Genomic DNA, 15585 nt, shown 5'->3' with positions numbered 1-15585 from the left:
AAAAGCCGAAGTATAGCTTACGTGCTACTTCGGCTTTTAATTTGCTCACCTCTATTCAAACATGTCCATTGCCTGTTTGGGAGCGTTTGAGGCTATTGCTTCTGAACGCTGGTCAGGTCTTTTATAAGGTTTACTTCCTCTTGGCTATCGGAAACTACAAAAGCCTTTTTTACATTTTACTCATATTCTTACTAAAGTTCGAGAGGGATTTTGAAACCAGGTTGTAGACGCCTTCCACAGAAATAGACATTCGACGGCCTATCTCCTCACTTGGCAGGTTTTCATAGAACTTTAATACAAGGGACTCCTTCTGCCGCACCGTTAATTTTTCCAAGGCTAACAATACTCTCTTTTTCTGTGATTCTGATGTCTGCATTACAATAATATTGTTTTCTTCTGAGCAGACGGTTTCTAGCCTGACTTCAAATTCATTTAGCCCAAGATGTTTCTGGTGGAATCTAAAGCTGTTTATCAGCCTCCTTTTAAGAGATTTATAGAGGTAATACTTTATTGAGGTTGTAGTTGTTAGTTTCTCTCTGTTTTTCCATATATAGATAAACAAATCCTGTATACAATCTTTTACTACCTCCCTTTCACTACATATTTTAGAGCCATAGCTGTACAAAGAATAAAAGTAACTTTGATATATTAATGCATAGGAGACTTCACAACCATTCCTGAAATCATCCCAGAGCTGTTGATCTCCCTGTATGTAAGGCCTGTTAGCCTTATTGATTTCTCCATTATGCCTTTCTAGTGTCAATTTATTCATATCAAAATATTCAAAATACTCTGAAAAGTAGATTAAGTGTCTGTACCGAAACTAACAAAAGCATGTACCTCAGCGAACCTCCAAACTGGTCAATCTCATTTCTACAACTTTATAACTGACCTGAGTAAGCAAATCGATAGTTCTTTGGTATTCCATTTATAATGCTAAAAGGTTTTAGCAAATCTGATTATAGTTTCCTACTTTGCACATACTAATAAGCCTTAAAATAAAGAATTTTAATATATGAGCTATGCTTGTGACTCATACCAAGACATGGATTGTCTTATAAAAGACTGTTACTCTAATTAATTGAAAATATTTTTAACAAGCAATCAATCACTCATTTTTTAAGTCCTGTCTTATCAAAAGAGAATAATTCTGTGTTATTTGCTCCTTTTCATTCTGTATCTCCAACAGTATGTAGCTGTGTGCGAGGAATTAAAACTGAAGGCAGTGAGTGTCAGCAACAAATCAAGAAACGCGCAATAAAATGATAAACCAACGATAAGCATAGCCTGAAACTTTTTATACTTTCAGTTCCCGTAAGCTTGAGGAAAAAAGAGAATAGCAGATTGGCTCTTCTGTTCCTTTTGAGTCCTAAGATCGCTTCAATTCTTATTGAGGGTTCCTCTGGTGCTCTTGCGCCAATCATACTTTCCCTTAACCTCCCTGTCGTAGCTATCACCTTATTCAACACCCCTACTCTCAGCAGAGGCGTGGAAACATCCTGATGAAGAGCACAGCTGCGTATCTACAGATAGAGTAGTCTGCCAATACTGAAGAAAAAAGGATCATGCTAACTCAGAACGCTGAGCGCACGACCCTGCTTTATTTCTCATTCATGAACTCTGATTCGCCACTAATGCGGAAAGGACCATTAGGCACAAAACATTGGCCATGCACTTAGTGCCAGCAACAAATACTTTCGAACCAGACCTTTCTGTAGTTCCTGTATAACAGCTTTTTCACCAACGCCTGTTTTCCTATGTAGTTCTTTTGGAGCGGCACGCCCACGCCATAATCTACATCCTCGTCTGCCTAGGACAGAAGTCGCGGGTTTTGCTGGTAGGTTTTCCAGAGGAATTCCCCGAAAAGGGTATTGGCCCAGGCAAACCAGGAACGGGTGAAATTCTTCGGGTCATCTTTGTGAAAGGCCTCGTGCATAAAGCCTGTGCCGGCGTGCGTAGCCTTGAGCATGTCAATACACGCTTTTATCTCCTGCGGATCTGAGCTGGTCAGCCCCCTCATAGTGATGGCCATTGGCCATATCATATCCTGCCCCACGTGCGGCCCACCAATACCCTCAGCTGCAGTACCCTTAAAGAAGAAAGGATTACTTGGCGAGAGCACAAATTCTCTGGTGTTCTGGTAAAGCGGGTCGTCGGCACTTACAGCACCCAGGTATGGCAACGACAGCAGGCTGGGCACATTGGCATCGTCCATAAAGTAGTGATTCCCGAAGCCGTCTGTTTCGAAGGCGAGAATTTTACCGTGCTTCGGATGCTCGCCCGCAGCATGCTCCTGCAGCGCCTTTTCTACCTCCGTTGCCAGGCTTAACAGATCGTTTGCCGTACCTTTGTCTTTGGCTATCTTCTCCATCATCTCCGCTGCCTGCCGCAGGCTCACCACGGCAAAGAAGTTAGACGGAATCAGGAAAGGGAAAATGGTTGCGTCATCGCTTGGCCTGAAGGCGGAGGTTATCAGCCCCACAGGATTAACGGGAAACCCGTAGCCTGACATGGGTTGTGTGTCCGTTGCATGCGGTGTTTCCCGCTGGAACCTGTAGGGTCCGCGGTCCTCTTTTCGCTGCTGCTCCCGGAAGGTGCGAAGCGTGGTTTTAATAGCCTGCTGCCACTGTGCATCAAAAGGTTTAGTATCGCCTGTTGCTTTCCAGTAGCCATGTGCCAGCCTGATGGGGTAGCACAGGGAATCTATTTCCCACTTGCGCTCATGCACACCCGGTTTCATATTTGTTTTATCCGTTCCCCACTCCCCTACTTTATTCGGATCGTCATAAAAGGCGTTGGCGTAAGGGTCTTTCAGGATATAGCTGGTCTGGCGGTTGATCACACCCGCTATGAGGTTTTGCAGCGACTCATCCTTTTTAACGAGCATGAGGTAGGGCCACACCTGGGCAGAACTGTCGCGCAGCCACATGGCATCAATGTCGCCAGTAATCACATAGGTATCGGGCCTGCCGTTCTTTGTACTGTAGGTAACGGTAGTATCAAGGGTGCTGGGGAAGGTGTTCTGAAACAGCCAAACCAATTCCTTGTCCTTCACGTTCCTGCTGAATTCTTTGATGGCCGCCTCTACGGCTTTGCTCTGGAAGTTGCGCTTGGAAGCAGGCACGCGTACCGTTGGAAAGTCTGCAGCCGCAGCCGCTGCGAAGGGGCTAAGATAGACACTTGCGCCCAGGATGGCAGAGCGCTCTATAAAGGTTCTCCTGTTCATGTATCGATTTTGCTAAAAGCTGATGTAGATTTAGTCTATTGCAATGTAGCAGGCAGGACATACCTCCCGCTTTAGAGTAAACGGACAAGAAATACTAATCTCACCATCTACTCCGAATAAGTTTTACCTGAAGGCAAAAAAATAGTGGCCGGGGGCAAATGTTGCGCAGCATTTGCCCCCGGCCACTAGTGTACTTAAAATACAGAAATAACTATCATCCAATAGTATTTCCAGACAGGAGCGCTACTTAAGCGGCTGCCTGGCAACGCCTTCAAACGTAATCTTGACAGGCTTTATCAGTCCGTTCTCATCGAAGTGCATTTCATCTATGCTGGTAACCCTGTGGTTGGCATCGGTCTCTCCTAAAGGTCTTCTGTGGTACACAATGTACCATTTATCCTCCTTCTGATTATGTATAACGGAATGATGTCCTGCCCCGGTGGCTACTTTGGGGTCTTGTTGCAATACAGTATCTATACGCTTGAAAGGCCCTAGTGGGGAGTCAGCAATGGCGTAGGCCACTTTGTAGTGAGGTCCTCCCCAGCCGCCTTCTGACCACATAAAGTAATACTTACCATCTTTCCTGAACATGAACGGCCCCTCTACATAGCCTTCCGGTGTGATTTCCTTGAAGGTGGTACCATCTTCAAAAGGCACAAAGCCGGTAAAGTCATCGTTGAGCTTTGCGATGTTGGTGTGCCGCCAGCCACCATAAATGAGGTAGTGCTGTCCGTCTTTATCTTTAAAAACAAACTGGTCAATGGGCTGTGCCCCGTTATGGAATTTATCTATCAGCGGTTTGCCCAGGTGATCTTTGAAAGGACCCGCAGGATTATCAGCCACCGCAACGCCAATGCCTCCCAGTTCATTGTCGCTTTGGATATCGTTGGCACCAAAGAACAGGTAGTACTTTTTGTCTTTCTGGATGATGGAAGGAGCCCACATGGCCTTATGCGCCCACTTAACACTGGCGGTGTCTATGATGCGGCTGTGTTTTGTCCAGTTCACCAGGTCCGGAGAGGAAAAGGCATCCATAAACACCTGCTTCTCATAGGGTGCTGAATAAGTAGGGTAAATCCAGTATTTGTTGCCGAAGATAATCCCTTCCGGGTCAGCGTACCATCCTGGGAAAACAGGATTGCCGGCAGTCATCTTTTGGTCTTTTTTCTTTGAAGAAGCGTCTTTTTGCCGGCCCTCGCTCTGAGCGTAAGCCTGTAGCAGCGTTGCAAGAATAAAAACAAGGGTAAGTAAAACTCTCATGTCAGTTGCTTTTTTATATAAACCTCATCAAGTGCAGGTTTCTAAAATACGAAAATTCTGTGGGTTTGGAAGAGCTTTTGTTTCAGGCCCTATCTGCTGCCAAAGCTGCGTCAGCTCTTTTACTTTCAAGGGGTACCGCTCTGCCATGTATACTGTTCTGCCCGGACTTTTTTGGCATACCAGCGCCTTATTTACCGCTTTAAGCTACTGCTACCAGGTTCCAAACGTGCTGTTGTTTCCTTCCAGTTTGTACTCCAGCAGCTTAATAAAATAGCCCCCCACCACCGAACGGGCCCTGAAGTTCATCACTTCTGCATCTGTTGTCTCGTGCCAGTCGCTGATTGGAACCCTGTCTGGAGTCTCATTCGCGTACTTCCACATGGGCTGCACAAGGGCTTTGAAATCTCCTTCATTATCGGCCAGAGTTGCCGTCCAAAGCACCCAGTCTGATTTGGTATAAGTTTTCCGGCTGTCCAGGGGCAAACCATACTTCTCCTGCTTTGTCAGGTAGTACTTTATTTCCTTCTCCCTCACCGATTTCGGGAAGATGTCATAATCTAGTATTTTATCCCATACCAGGTTATACTTCTGGCTCCAGGTGCCTTCGTTCTCGAAAGCCAGGGTGTAGTGGTCGCCGTCGTTTGCCAGTTGCATCCACTTCTGCGCCATGCTTTTTGCCAGTGCTGTGTATTCTTTTTCTACTTCTTCTTTCCCCAGCATGCCTGCCAGTTTGCCATAGGAGGCAAGACCAAGGATGGCTTTCACGGAGAGGTTTGCGTTTCTGGCCAGGTGGCCTGCAAAGTCGTCGGTAGACAACTGGTTGGCCGGGTCGAAACCGCTTTCCCGAAGGTATTCAGCCCAGGTAGTCAGAGTTTCCCAGTGTTCTTTGGCATAGTTGGCGTTTCCTTCTACTTTCGCAATGGCATCCGTCAGGATAAGCATGTTCCCGGATTCCTCCACCGGCATGTCCTCGCCGTATGTCTGCCCGTTGGCAATGGGGTACGTACCCAAATCATGCGCGGCAAACGGCTTGTTCCATTTCCCGCTTTCGCTGTAGTAGAATATACCGTTCAGCATTCCCTTCAGCAGGTCCGGGTTATACACCAGGAACAGCGGTGCGGAGGGATAGGTCACGTCTACGGTGTTGATGGAGCCGTTACTGAAGTTTTCCTTTGACAAAAACAGGATTTCCCCTTCCGGGCTTTTCACTAAGGTATGCGCGGCGATGGCCTGGCGGTAGGCTAATTCGCAAAGCTCTGCATAGGCTTTACCGCCTGCGGCCAGCGCGTCCTGGTATAGTTTTTTGTCGAAAGCCTGGCATTGTGCTATCACTTTGTTATAGTCTGAGGCTGCCTTGGCCAGTTCTTTTTCCATGGTACTACCGCCTTCTGCTTTCCACCAAGGCTTCAGGTTTTGCCCGAAATACTGCACGGAGTTTAGCTCATCGTAGCCTAGCATCACGTACTGCTCTTTTGCTGTACTGCCTACTTTGCCGAGCGGTAAAATGGTATTCAGCACAAGGCTTTTTCCCTGCAAGGCCTCCTGCGCGGGAGGGCTGACATTACCCGCAAAGGGAGCCAGGGCATTGGCAGTGGTAGAAATGTATTGGATTGGCCTGGCGGACTTAGGAACAGCCACATAGAGGTAACCCCAGTCGATGCGTACATTATCCCCCTTCTTCTGCAGCACGGGCTGCTCTTTTGTGCCGGCTCTGAGGACTGACAGGTTACCGGAAGCATATTCCTGGGCAGCCACATGCTGCTCAGTGGAATTAACGGCTAAATCTGTAGACGTGCCGAAATAAAACTGCACATCATGAGAAGCCTTGTCATTGGATTTTGCCTTTGCAGAGATATAGGACACCGGCCTTGCCAGCAGGTCCAGGTGCTGCATGAGTAAAGGAGAGGTAAAAGTGGTGGTGACATCTACAGGGCCACATTTGAGTTGGTAGATGGTCTGGGTGGCATTTAACTCCACACCTACCTGCTCTGCCGGAAGCACGGCCACTTTGCCTTTGAGTGCCTCCTCCGCTACCAGGCCAATATCAAGCCATGAACCACCCGCCGTGTTCGCCACATGTATGGCCAGCACATTCTGTCCCTTTTTAAGCTTCTGCTTTGCCGCCTCCTGCAGCGGAATGTACTGAAACCTGTCTGTCCAGCCCTTGCGCTGGTAAATCTCTTCCCCGTTCAGGTAAACTTCCACATTGTCGTCGTGGTTTAGCTTTAGAAACAGCTTATCGAAATCTGCCTCACCTAAATTGAATGTTCTCCTGGCCCAGATGTTGTCGCTGCGCCAGTTGGTGTTCACTGGTCCTTTATCATTTCCGAAGGGGGCAGCACCGGATTTCCAGTTGCTGTCGCCAAACTGTGGGTTCATCCAGTCTGCGGCTGGTGCGGATTCTGTATAGCTGAAGTTATACTTTTCCTCATCCGACGCCGCCAGTACTGTTTTATAGGATTTGGTCTCCTCGCCCAGTATGCGGTATACTTTGCCGTCTACCTTCACCATACCAATCATAGAATGATCCGCGCCCGTCCAGTGCCTGGTGTTGGAGGCGTTCAAAGTATCGCCGAACGACCAGATGCTGAAGTAAGGATTGTGGGTGATAAGCGGGTAAGCGGGCGCCCTCAGGTCCTGTGCTACCAGCACGGTAACGTTAAGAACCCACAGTAACAGCAGGATAAACTTCTTTTTCATGTAATATTACATCATGTTATACAGGTGATTTCTGCGATGTCAGCACCTGCCCAAGACACTTATTCAACCTATCGTCTAAAACACATTCAATGACTCTCCCACTTCCCGGCCGGTACTACACCTTCTGTAAGAACAGTGTAAAACTGCCAATCTCACCTATTCCTGTAAAATTTTGTTTGGAGATTAACGGTTAACAGAACCTATTCTATCTGCTTTGGTGAAAGTTTTACCTCACGGAGATACTGTTTCTTTCAGCCGCCAAAGAAATACAAGGTTCACTATAAAGGCAGATGCTTCACTTAAAAGGTAAACCGGTCTTCTGTTAGTTCTGCTTCTGCGGCTCAGCTATACTCATACCTGCTTCTTTGGGAATTACTACCTTTATAAGGTTTTACAAGCCCATTATCAGGCATGGCATCATCGCGTGCCTTTCATTTATACCGTGGATAAATGATACAAAAGGAAGCTTGGTTATTTTGCTAAAACGGTTTACTTTGGATAAGCAAGTCATAAAATACACCCTCACCAATATATTTCCTTATAGCACATACAATACTGATGAGAAAAAGACTTTTACCTGCTTTACTCCTTACACCCCTGCTCACTTTCGCACAGCAAGGACCTGTTCAAGACCTGGTGAAATACGTGAACCCGATGATTGGTACGGCTAAAATGGGCCATACGTACCCCGGAGCTACGGTACCTTTCGGGATGGTGCAGCTAAGCCCGGACACGGATACTATTCCTTATGAGGTGAACGGCAAGTACAACAAGGAGGTGTACAGGTACTGCGCAGGTTACCAGCATGACGATAATACCATTGTCGGCTTCAGCCACACGCACTTTAGCGGCACAGGCCACTCTGACCTTGGGGATTTTCTCATAGCCCCTACCACCGGAAAGCTGCAACTAAACCCTGGCACAGAAGACAGGCCGGAAAGCGGCTACCGTTCTGCTTTCTCGCATGCGAATGAAGTGGCAGAACCAGCTTACTATAAGGTGAAACTGGATGACCATAATGTTCTGGCCGAGTTGACTGCCTCTAACCGGGTGGGGATGCACCAGTACACATTTCCAAAATCAGACGAGGTGCATATTATCCTGGACCTGATAGCAGGCATCTACAACTATGATGACAAGAACGCCTGGACATTTGTGCGTGTGGAGAATGACACGCTGATTACAGGTTATCGCCAGACCAACGGCTGGGCCAGGACGCGCACCGTTTACTTTGCCATGGCTTTCAACAAGCCCTTTTACCAGTACGGAAACAAAGACTATTCAAAAGAACAGGTATACAAAGGCTTCTGGCGCAAGTTCGACCAGACAAAAAATTTTCCTGAATTTGCCGGTAAAAAGCTGAGAGCATACTTCGACTTTAAAACAAAGGAAGGCGAGAAGATAAAAATAAAATTTGCCCTCTCCCCGGTAAGCACAGAAGGTGCGCTGGCCAACATGCGTACCGAAATACCGCACTGGGACTTTGAGCGCGTGAAACGGGAAGGGCAGGCAAACTGGAACAGGGAATTAAACAAAGTGGTGGTAAAGGCAGGCCCGGATGACCTGGTAAACTTCTACACGGCTATGTACCATGCTTTTCTTGGACCTACCACTTACATGGATGTGGATGGAAAATACAGGGGCCTGGATATGAACGTGCACGAGGCAAAGGGCTTCACCAACTATACCAGCTTTTCGCTTTGGGACACCTACAGAACCCTGCACCCACTCTTTAACATTGTGCAGCCTGCCCGTAACGCCGATATGGTCAAGTCGATGCTGGCGCACTACGACCAGAGCGTGCATAACATGCTGCCGGTATGGTCGCACTATGCCAATGAGAACTGGTGCATGATTGGCTACCATGCCGTACCGGTTATCGCTGACGCAGTGATAAAAGGCAATGCAAATTTTGATGTAAACAGAGCACTGGAAGCCTGTGTCACCACAGCCCGGAACAACTATTATGACGGGCTGAACTATTATAAGGAGATGGGTTATGTGCCCGAGGACAAGAACAGTTCTTCGGTATCCAAAACCCTGGAATATGCCTATGACGACTGGTGCATCGCGCAAATGGCTAAAAAGCTGAACCGCCAGGACATTTATGAGGAGTTTATAAAGCGGGCGGGCAACTACAAAAATGTGTATGACGCAAAGTCTGGTTATATGCGCCCGAAATTGAGCGATGGCTCCTGGAAAAAAGAATTCGACCCGCTCGACACACACGGGCAGGGCTTTATTGAAGGTAACTCCTGGAACTACAGCCTGTACGTGCCACACGATCCGGCACAGATGATCTCGATGATGGGTGGAAAACAGCGCTTTGCCCAGCACCTGGATTCCCTCTTTACAATGGAGCTGCCTGATAAATATTTTGAGAATACGGAAGACATCTCCCGCGAAGGAATCATCGGGAACTACGTGCATGGCAATGAACCCTCCCACCACGTGGCCTATCTCTATAACTGGCTGGACCAACCCTGGAAAACACAGGAGCGCACACGCATGGTGCTAAAGGCGATGTATAAACCAACAGTAGACGGCCTGGGAGGCAACGATGACTTTGGGCAGATGAGCGCCTGGTACATCTTCAGTGCGTTGGGCTTTTACCCTGTTGCGCCGGGCTCAGACGCCTATGCCATCGGGAGCCCCGCCGTACAATCCGCCACCATCAACTTGGAGAATGGCAGGACCTTTACAGTGGATGTAAAGAACCAGAAAGATAAAAATGTGTATGTGCAGAAGATAGACCTGAATGGGCAAGCTCTTAACCGGAACTACCTGACGCACAAAGAAATCATGGACGGAGGCAAAATCACTTTCTACATGGGCAGCCGACCAAACAAGAAGCTCATGACGATGGCACCCTAATCTCCCTGTCAAACTGTTCATCCTGCAAAGGGAACATCAATAGCCATTTTTGTTAAAGATATGAAAACAACAGGAGCAATTAGAGCTATGTATCCAACTCTAATTGCTCCTGTTGCATTTAAGTTAACTTTGTCGGATATGTTCTCTGGCTTCTGTAACTGTTTCGCTAATCTCCTCAGAACTCTCCACTTGCGCATTCCAGAAATCAAGGTTAAGCCACTGCTTTTTACAAAAGCGTTTTGCCAGGCGCTTTGGTTTTATAGGCTTTTAACTCCTGCTGGTTCATGCCGAACAGCAAGGTGTTGTTTACCTGCACAACACTTCGCACATCTCCCCACAGCTTCAGACCGCTTTGATATTGAGGGACATACTCGAAGCCTCCCTTACCGTCGCCCTTCAACAGGACGCCATAGTTTGCATCGCTCTTCCCGAAGCGAAGACGTGCCTTGTTCACATTGCCGCATAGCAGCAGGTCCTGCTTTCCGTCTGCATTATAGTCCAGGGGTGTTATAGTAAACACCGGAGCATACTGCGCCTGAATGGGCAAGAGCTTTTCATGGAACCTGCCATCGCTTCCGCTTTCAAAGTAGGCCGTCTTCAGATAGTTTGCTTTATAGTGGCCGGCTTCTGCCAGTTCTTCAGAAGAAAAGATGTCCGTGATGGTTGCATCGGCGTAGCTCTTGTAATCCGGAAAGCGGGTACGCATGCTGCTTACCTGGTCCAGAAGTTCATCTCTTGATACATAAGGATAACTCTTGCCCTGTACATAAAAACATAAAATAGGGTCTACGGCACCATTGGCATCAAAATCCTTGAAGTACAACTCCGCAGGCTCCTTATCGCTGGCCCGGCACTGGGTATTGGTGCCCTGATTTCCTATAACCAGATCCTGCTTCCCATCACCGTTCAAATCCGTCAACTGTAATTTGTTCCACCAACCGCTGTACTCTTTCTCAAAAAAATCTCTTGTCCTATTCTGAAATGTTCCGTTTTGATTCATTAGTACTGTAACCGGCATCCACTCCCCTACCAGAATCAGCTCTTCTTTGCTGTCTCCGTTCAGGTCGAGCCATGCGGCATCTGTTACCATTCCCAGGTTCTGCAGCTCCGGTGCAAGAGATGCGGTAGCATCTTTAAAACTTCCTTTGCCGTCGTTTAGCAACAGGTAACTTCTGGGAGCCTCCGGGTAGCGCCCCGGCACAACCCTTCCGCCTACAAATAAGTCCGGAAAGCCATCATTATTTATGTCCCCAATCCTCACGCAGCTTTTGCTTGTCAGCATCTCAGGCAGTTTGCCGGCTGCCAGGGTAAAACCTCCTCTTCCATCCCCGAAATAAAGCCGGTCCTGTAGCAGTGGGTCAGCAGCCAGGTAGTTGTGGTAGCCGCCACTGGCCAGGTAAAGGTCAGTGAAACCATCAGCGTTTGCATCAAAGAAAGCGGCATCTGTTACTTCCCTTTTGCCATCACCACTGAAGGCTGGCTGTGGCTTTAGCGTAAACTTTCCTTTTTTCTGTTGCAGGTAAATAGCACCTGGTTTGCCGTTTCCTTCACCAACATACATATCCTCCAGTCCATCGTTATTAATATCTGCTTTAGAAAGCACCGGACCGGAAAAAGACATCGGGTTCACCATCAGGGGTTGCCGCTTAAAGTCATTGATGCTGTTTCCGGGGTGTTGGTACTGGATGGGCGCGGTAACCTCTGTAAATAAAGGCTTGAGTCGCTCAGGCGCCTCATAAGGAGAAGTGGCATCTTCTTCTTTAAGGGTAAGCATCTGGTCCGATTTTACATTTACAAGCACTTGTTTTTTCCCGGTCGGCCAGACAACTATAAGAGAATCTATGCCGGCATCTTCCCCCAAGCCAAAGTGCAGCACAGGAGACACACTGGACTGGTAGCCTCGCGTAGGCATTTGCTCCAGGTATTGTTGCTTACCCTGAAGGTAAACCCATACTTTCGCACCTAGCCCCTGCGTGTTTCCGCTGGCTCCTGCTAACTTTACTTTTAAGTAATGATGCCCTAGTTGTTGGTTCGTCTCATTCTGATAAATAAAAGCAGGCTTATTGATGTTATTCACAACCAGGTCCAGATCGCCGTCATTGTCTAGATCGACATAGGCGGCTCCGTTACTGTTTGATGGTTCCTGTGCTCCCCATTGGGCAGCCATCTTGCTGAAGGTAAGGTCACCGTTGTTTCTGAACAGGTAATTCACCACGTTAGAAGCAGGCATTTTATGCACCAACTCCACAATATCCCTGTCCTGCATGTTGCCCCGCCTGGTGCCTACATAATCCTGCATGTACTTCACAAAGTCCTGGTTGGTGATGTCCCTCAAATAGCCATTCGTCACATACAGGTCCTTCCAACCATCATTATCCAAGTCAACGAAGAGCGGGGCCCAGCTCCAGTCTGTGTTCGATATACCCGCTAGCTGCCCCACTTCACTGAAAGTACCGTTCCCGTTATTTACATGCAGCATATTGCGCATGTACTGGAAGTACAGGCCAGTTTTCAGGTTGAGGTCGAACTTCTCATAATTATCAGGTGCCAACAACAGCTTTTGCCTCCTGTTATCTTCCGGCAGCATGTCTAACACGAAAATATCGGGCAATCCGTCGTTGTTGATGTCAGCAACATCGTTTCCCATTCCGAAATGTTCCGTATGGCCAAGGCTCGTCTGAAGCTTATCTGTAAATGTTCCGTCCCCGTTATTGATGTACAGATAATCCGGGGCTATGTAATCGTTTGAAATATAAATATCTGACCAGCCGTCACCGTTGAGGTCTGCGATGCCTGCACTGAGTCCATAAGTCAAAGGAGAGCTATGAAACCCTGCCTCATTCGTCACATCCTGAAAGTGAGGTTCCCCAGCCTTGCCCTTGTCGTTTCTGTACAGCCTGACACCTATTACAGGATGCTCCAACTTCAGCATCTCCCTGATAGACACATCATCTACAGGGGGCAGGGAAGAAGGATTGTGGTTTAACAGGAACAAATCCAGATCATTATCCTTGTCATAGTCAAAGAAAGTGGCTTGGGTACTGTTGGAGGGATATGCTAAGCCATACTCCTGTGCTTTCTCAATAAAGTGCGGCACACCATTTTTGTCAACGCCCTGATTTATGTAAAGCTCATTCACCAGTTTCTCTGGCCTGATATTACCAGAGTAGCAGACATAAATATCCAGCAGCCCATCACCATTGACATCAGCCATCGTCACGCCGGTTTTCCAGGGGCCGTTTCTTCCAGCTGCTCCTGAAGCCGCCGTGATGTCTTCGAACTGCATCTGCCCTTTGTTCAGGTACAGCTTGTTGGAGGCCATATTGGAAGTAAAGTACAGGTCCTCTAACCCATCGTTATTTAGATCCCCTACGGCAACACCTCCCCCGTTATAAAAGTACTCGTACATCAGCACGTTGGTATTGGCGGCCTCCGTCAATGTGTTGCTGAAGTCTACATGCGTTTTTTCGGGAGATAGCAAGGTTAAGAGAGGCGTCACGTTCTCCTGGGGCTCCTTTGTTACCGCTGTTCTGGAGGCTTCTTTGCAGCCTGCAAGCACCGCGGTTGTTATTGAAAGTAAAAATAGAGTCTTGTTCAACTGATGTAAGCTAAAGGGTGATCATTGTAAAAGACAGACAAAAACAGGGATGGTTTCTTATTCTAGTGAACAAAATATGCACTTAAAATAAGCATTTTAAGCTTGATTTACAAGAAGTAGGAGCCGGCATAAGAAAGGGGAGCCTTTGCAAGGCTCCCCTTTCTAAAAAATGTCCACACGTTTGACAGTAGCTTTGAATTTATGCTACATCAGTTGTGCCAGCTCTTTTAGTTATTAATAACCATTTGGCTTTAACAGCGGGTTAGCATTCAGCGCACTTGACGGAATCGGGAACACAGTTTTATCGGCGGCGTCTGCTGCCTTGTCCCACCAGGCGTCTCCGAATCTGCCCCAGCGTACTAAATCTGTTCTGCGGTGGCGCTCTGCTAAAAACTCACGGCCTAGTTCATCCACAAACTCATCGTCGGTAAGCATTCCCAGGTTCTGAACATAACTGTGCTCCGGCCACTCAGCCTCGGTGAAATTTCTCATTCTAACGGCATCCAGCAACTCAGCAGCTCCGGCTTTATCACCTGCCTTGTATTTACACTCAGCCAGTGCATAATACACTTCAGCTAAGCGTATTTCCGGGGCAGAGTTAAACTGGAAGAGGCCCTGGCTATCAGGCAACCATGGGAATTTCAACAACCGAACCCCAGTATTCTCTTCACCGGTCTCAATATGCGAACCTTTCGCTAAACCTGCAGCACCTTCTGAGAAGCGGCCCACCTGGTCAACATATACGAGCGGCTTTCCGATATACTCTTCTGTTCCCAGCACTACCACAGTGCTGTCGAGCCCATAGCCTTTGCCATAGTCAAACCCATATTGCGGCCCAATAAGGAAGAATCCTTCGTATGGGCCTCCCGGAGCTGTTGTCCGGAACGGCTGCTTGCGCTTATCGTCGTCAGAATAATGCTCGTACGGCTTCCCTAACTCGTAGTTAAGAATGTTGCCTTCCAGGTCACGGGATGGAGCCAGCGTAATACCGTTCCATCCACCTGAGACATTATCCAACGAATACCTGGCCTGGTAGTGCTGCGTAGCGTTATACATCCACCCAAACTCATAGATGTTCTTCGCATGCGGGAATTCGAAAATGTTTTCAGGCGACCAGTAGTTGTTTACACCAGATCGGAAAGGCCCTCTGTAGTCAGGGTCAATGCTGTATGTACCATACTCCCCATCAATAATGCCCTGTGCTATCTCCATCAGATCGTCACATCTTGACTCCCCGATCCACGCTTCAGAGTTCAGGTAGATGCGCACCAGCAAGGCAGCTGCGCCAGCTTGGTCCCAGCGGCCGGGCTGGGCGTTTTGCGGAAGACTTGGTAAAGCCTCTTTCAGCTCTGTTTCAATAAAGTTGAACACCTCTTCAGGAGTTGAATTTCCTACTCTCTCACCGGATTTGGTAACTATCGGAACACTACGGAAGTAGTCGATCAGGAAGGTGTAAAACCAGGCCCGTAGTACCCTCAACTCATTAATATGCCGTGCTTTGTCTGCCTCTGTCAGGCCCATGCTGGCATAGTCCAGATTTTGAAGGTCCTCCATAATGAGGTTGGTCTGCCCGATGCCCTGATATGGCCCTACCCAGCCTCCTCTGATGGTACCTTCATCCGGTGTCCACTCATGGCGGTGCAGGCGAACCCAGTTGCCACCGTCCTGCCCATGCCTGCCTTTCTGAGCCCAGATAAACTGGTCTGCCGTTAATTCACTTAAATTCCAGCGGTCGCCATCCCACCCATTCCAGTGCGCGTGCTCGTAAGGTCGGGTAACTGCGGCAATCACGGAGTTTCTGTCCTGGTAATAATTACCTGCAGGCAAGACGTCAAATGCCTCCTCTTCCAGGTCAGTACAGGCAGGCGCTACAGCCAGAAGCAATAGCGATGCAAATAATATTTTATATTTATTCATATAGATATAT

At 47.9% G+C, this 15585-nt stretch carries 8 protein-coding genes; 1 reads left to right on the top strand and 7 read right to left on the bottom strand.

What is annotated here, in order from left to right; all coding sequences use genetic code 11:
- Positions 1-169: 169 nt before the first annotated feature.
- From ACFS7Z_RS18635 to ACFS7Z_RS18620, 4 genes are all read right to left on the bottom strand, one after another.
- Complete coding sequence (locus ACFS7Z_RS18635) at positions 170-772, bottom strand: RNA polymerase sigma factor (protein WP_377487773.1); 603 nt, start codon at positions 770-772, stop codon at positions 170-172.
- A 1038-nt stretch (positions 773-1810) separates the two neighbouring features.
- Positions 1811-3226 (bottom strand): glycoside hydrolase family 125 protein, encoded by a 1416-nt coding sequence (locus ACFS7Z_RS18630; protein ID WP_377487771.1) that lies wholly within the window; start codon positions 3224-3226, stop codon positions 1811-1813.
- Between the two features lie 243 nt (positions 3227-3469).
- Positions 3470-4378, bottom strand: a complete 909-nt coding sequence (locus ACFS7Z_RS18625) for a glycoside hydrolase family 43 protein (RefSeq protein ID WP_377487919.1) — start codon at positions 4376-4378, stop codon at positions 3470-3472.
- A gap of 318 nt (positions 4379-4696) precedes the next feature.
- On the bottom strand, positions 4697-7186 hold the full coding sequence (locus ACFS7Z_RS18620) for a glutaminase family protein (protein WP_377487769.1): 2490 nt from the start codon (positions 7184-7186) through the stop codon (positions 4697-4699).
- A gap of 558 nt (positions 7187-7744) precedes the next feature.
- Between ACFS7Z_RS18620 and ACFS7Z_RS18615 the strand changes: the two genes are divergently transcribed.
- Positions 7745-10060 carry a GH92 family glycosyl hydrolase gene (locus ACFS7Z_RS18615; protein WP_377487767.1) on the top strand — a complete coding sequence of 772 codons (2316 nt, stop codon included), beginning with the start codon at positions 7745-7747 and terminating at the stop codon, positions 10058-10060.
- Between the two features lie 17 nt (positions 10061-10077).
- Here the strand turns inward: ACFS7Z_RS18615 and ACFS7Z_RS18610 are convergent, their stop codons facing one another.
- The 3 genes from ACFS7Z_RS18610 to ACFS7Z_RS18600 form a co-directional block, all read right to left on the bottom strand.
- Positions 10078-10257, bottom strand: coding sequence for a hypothetical protein (locus ACFS7Z_RS18610; RefSeq protein ID WP_377487765.1), 180 nt, complete (start codon positions 10255-10257; stop codon positions 10078-10080).
- Between the two features lie 29 nt (positions 10258-10286).
- A complete protein-coding gene (locus ACFS7Z_RS18605; RefSeq protein ID WP_377487763.1) occupies positions 10287-13619 on the bottom strand; it encodes a VCBS repeat-containing protein in 3333 nt (1110 codons plus the stop codon).
- A 273-nt stretch (positions 13620-13892) separates the two neighbouring features.
- Complete coding sequence (locus ACFS7Z_RS18600; RefSeq protein ID WP_377487761.1) at positions 13893-15575, bottom strand: RagB/SusD family nutrient uptake outer membrane protein; 1683 nt, start codon at positions 15573-15575, stop codon at positions 13893-13895.
- Between the last annotated feature and the right edge of the window lie 10 nt (positions 15576-15585).

The sequence above is a fragment of the Pontibacter toksunensis genome (assembly GCF_042686245.1).
In the GTDB taxonomy this organism is placed as follows: Bacteria; Bacteroidota; Bacteroidia; order Cytophagales; family Hymenobacteraceae; genus Pontibacter; species Pontibacter toksunensis.
This window is presented reverse-complemented; position numbering and strand designations above follow the sequence as displayed.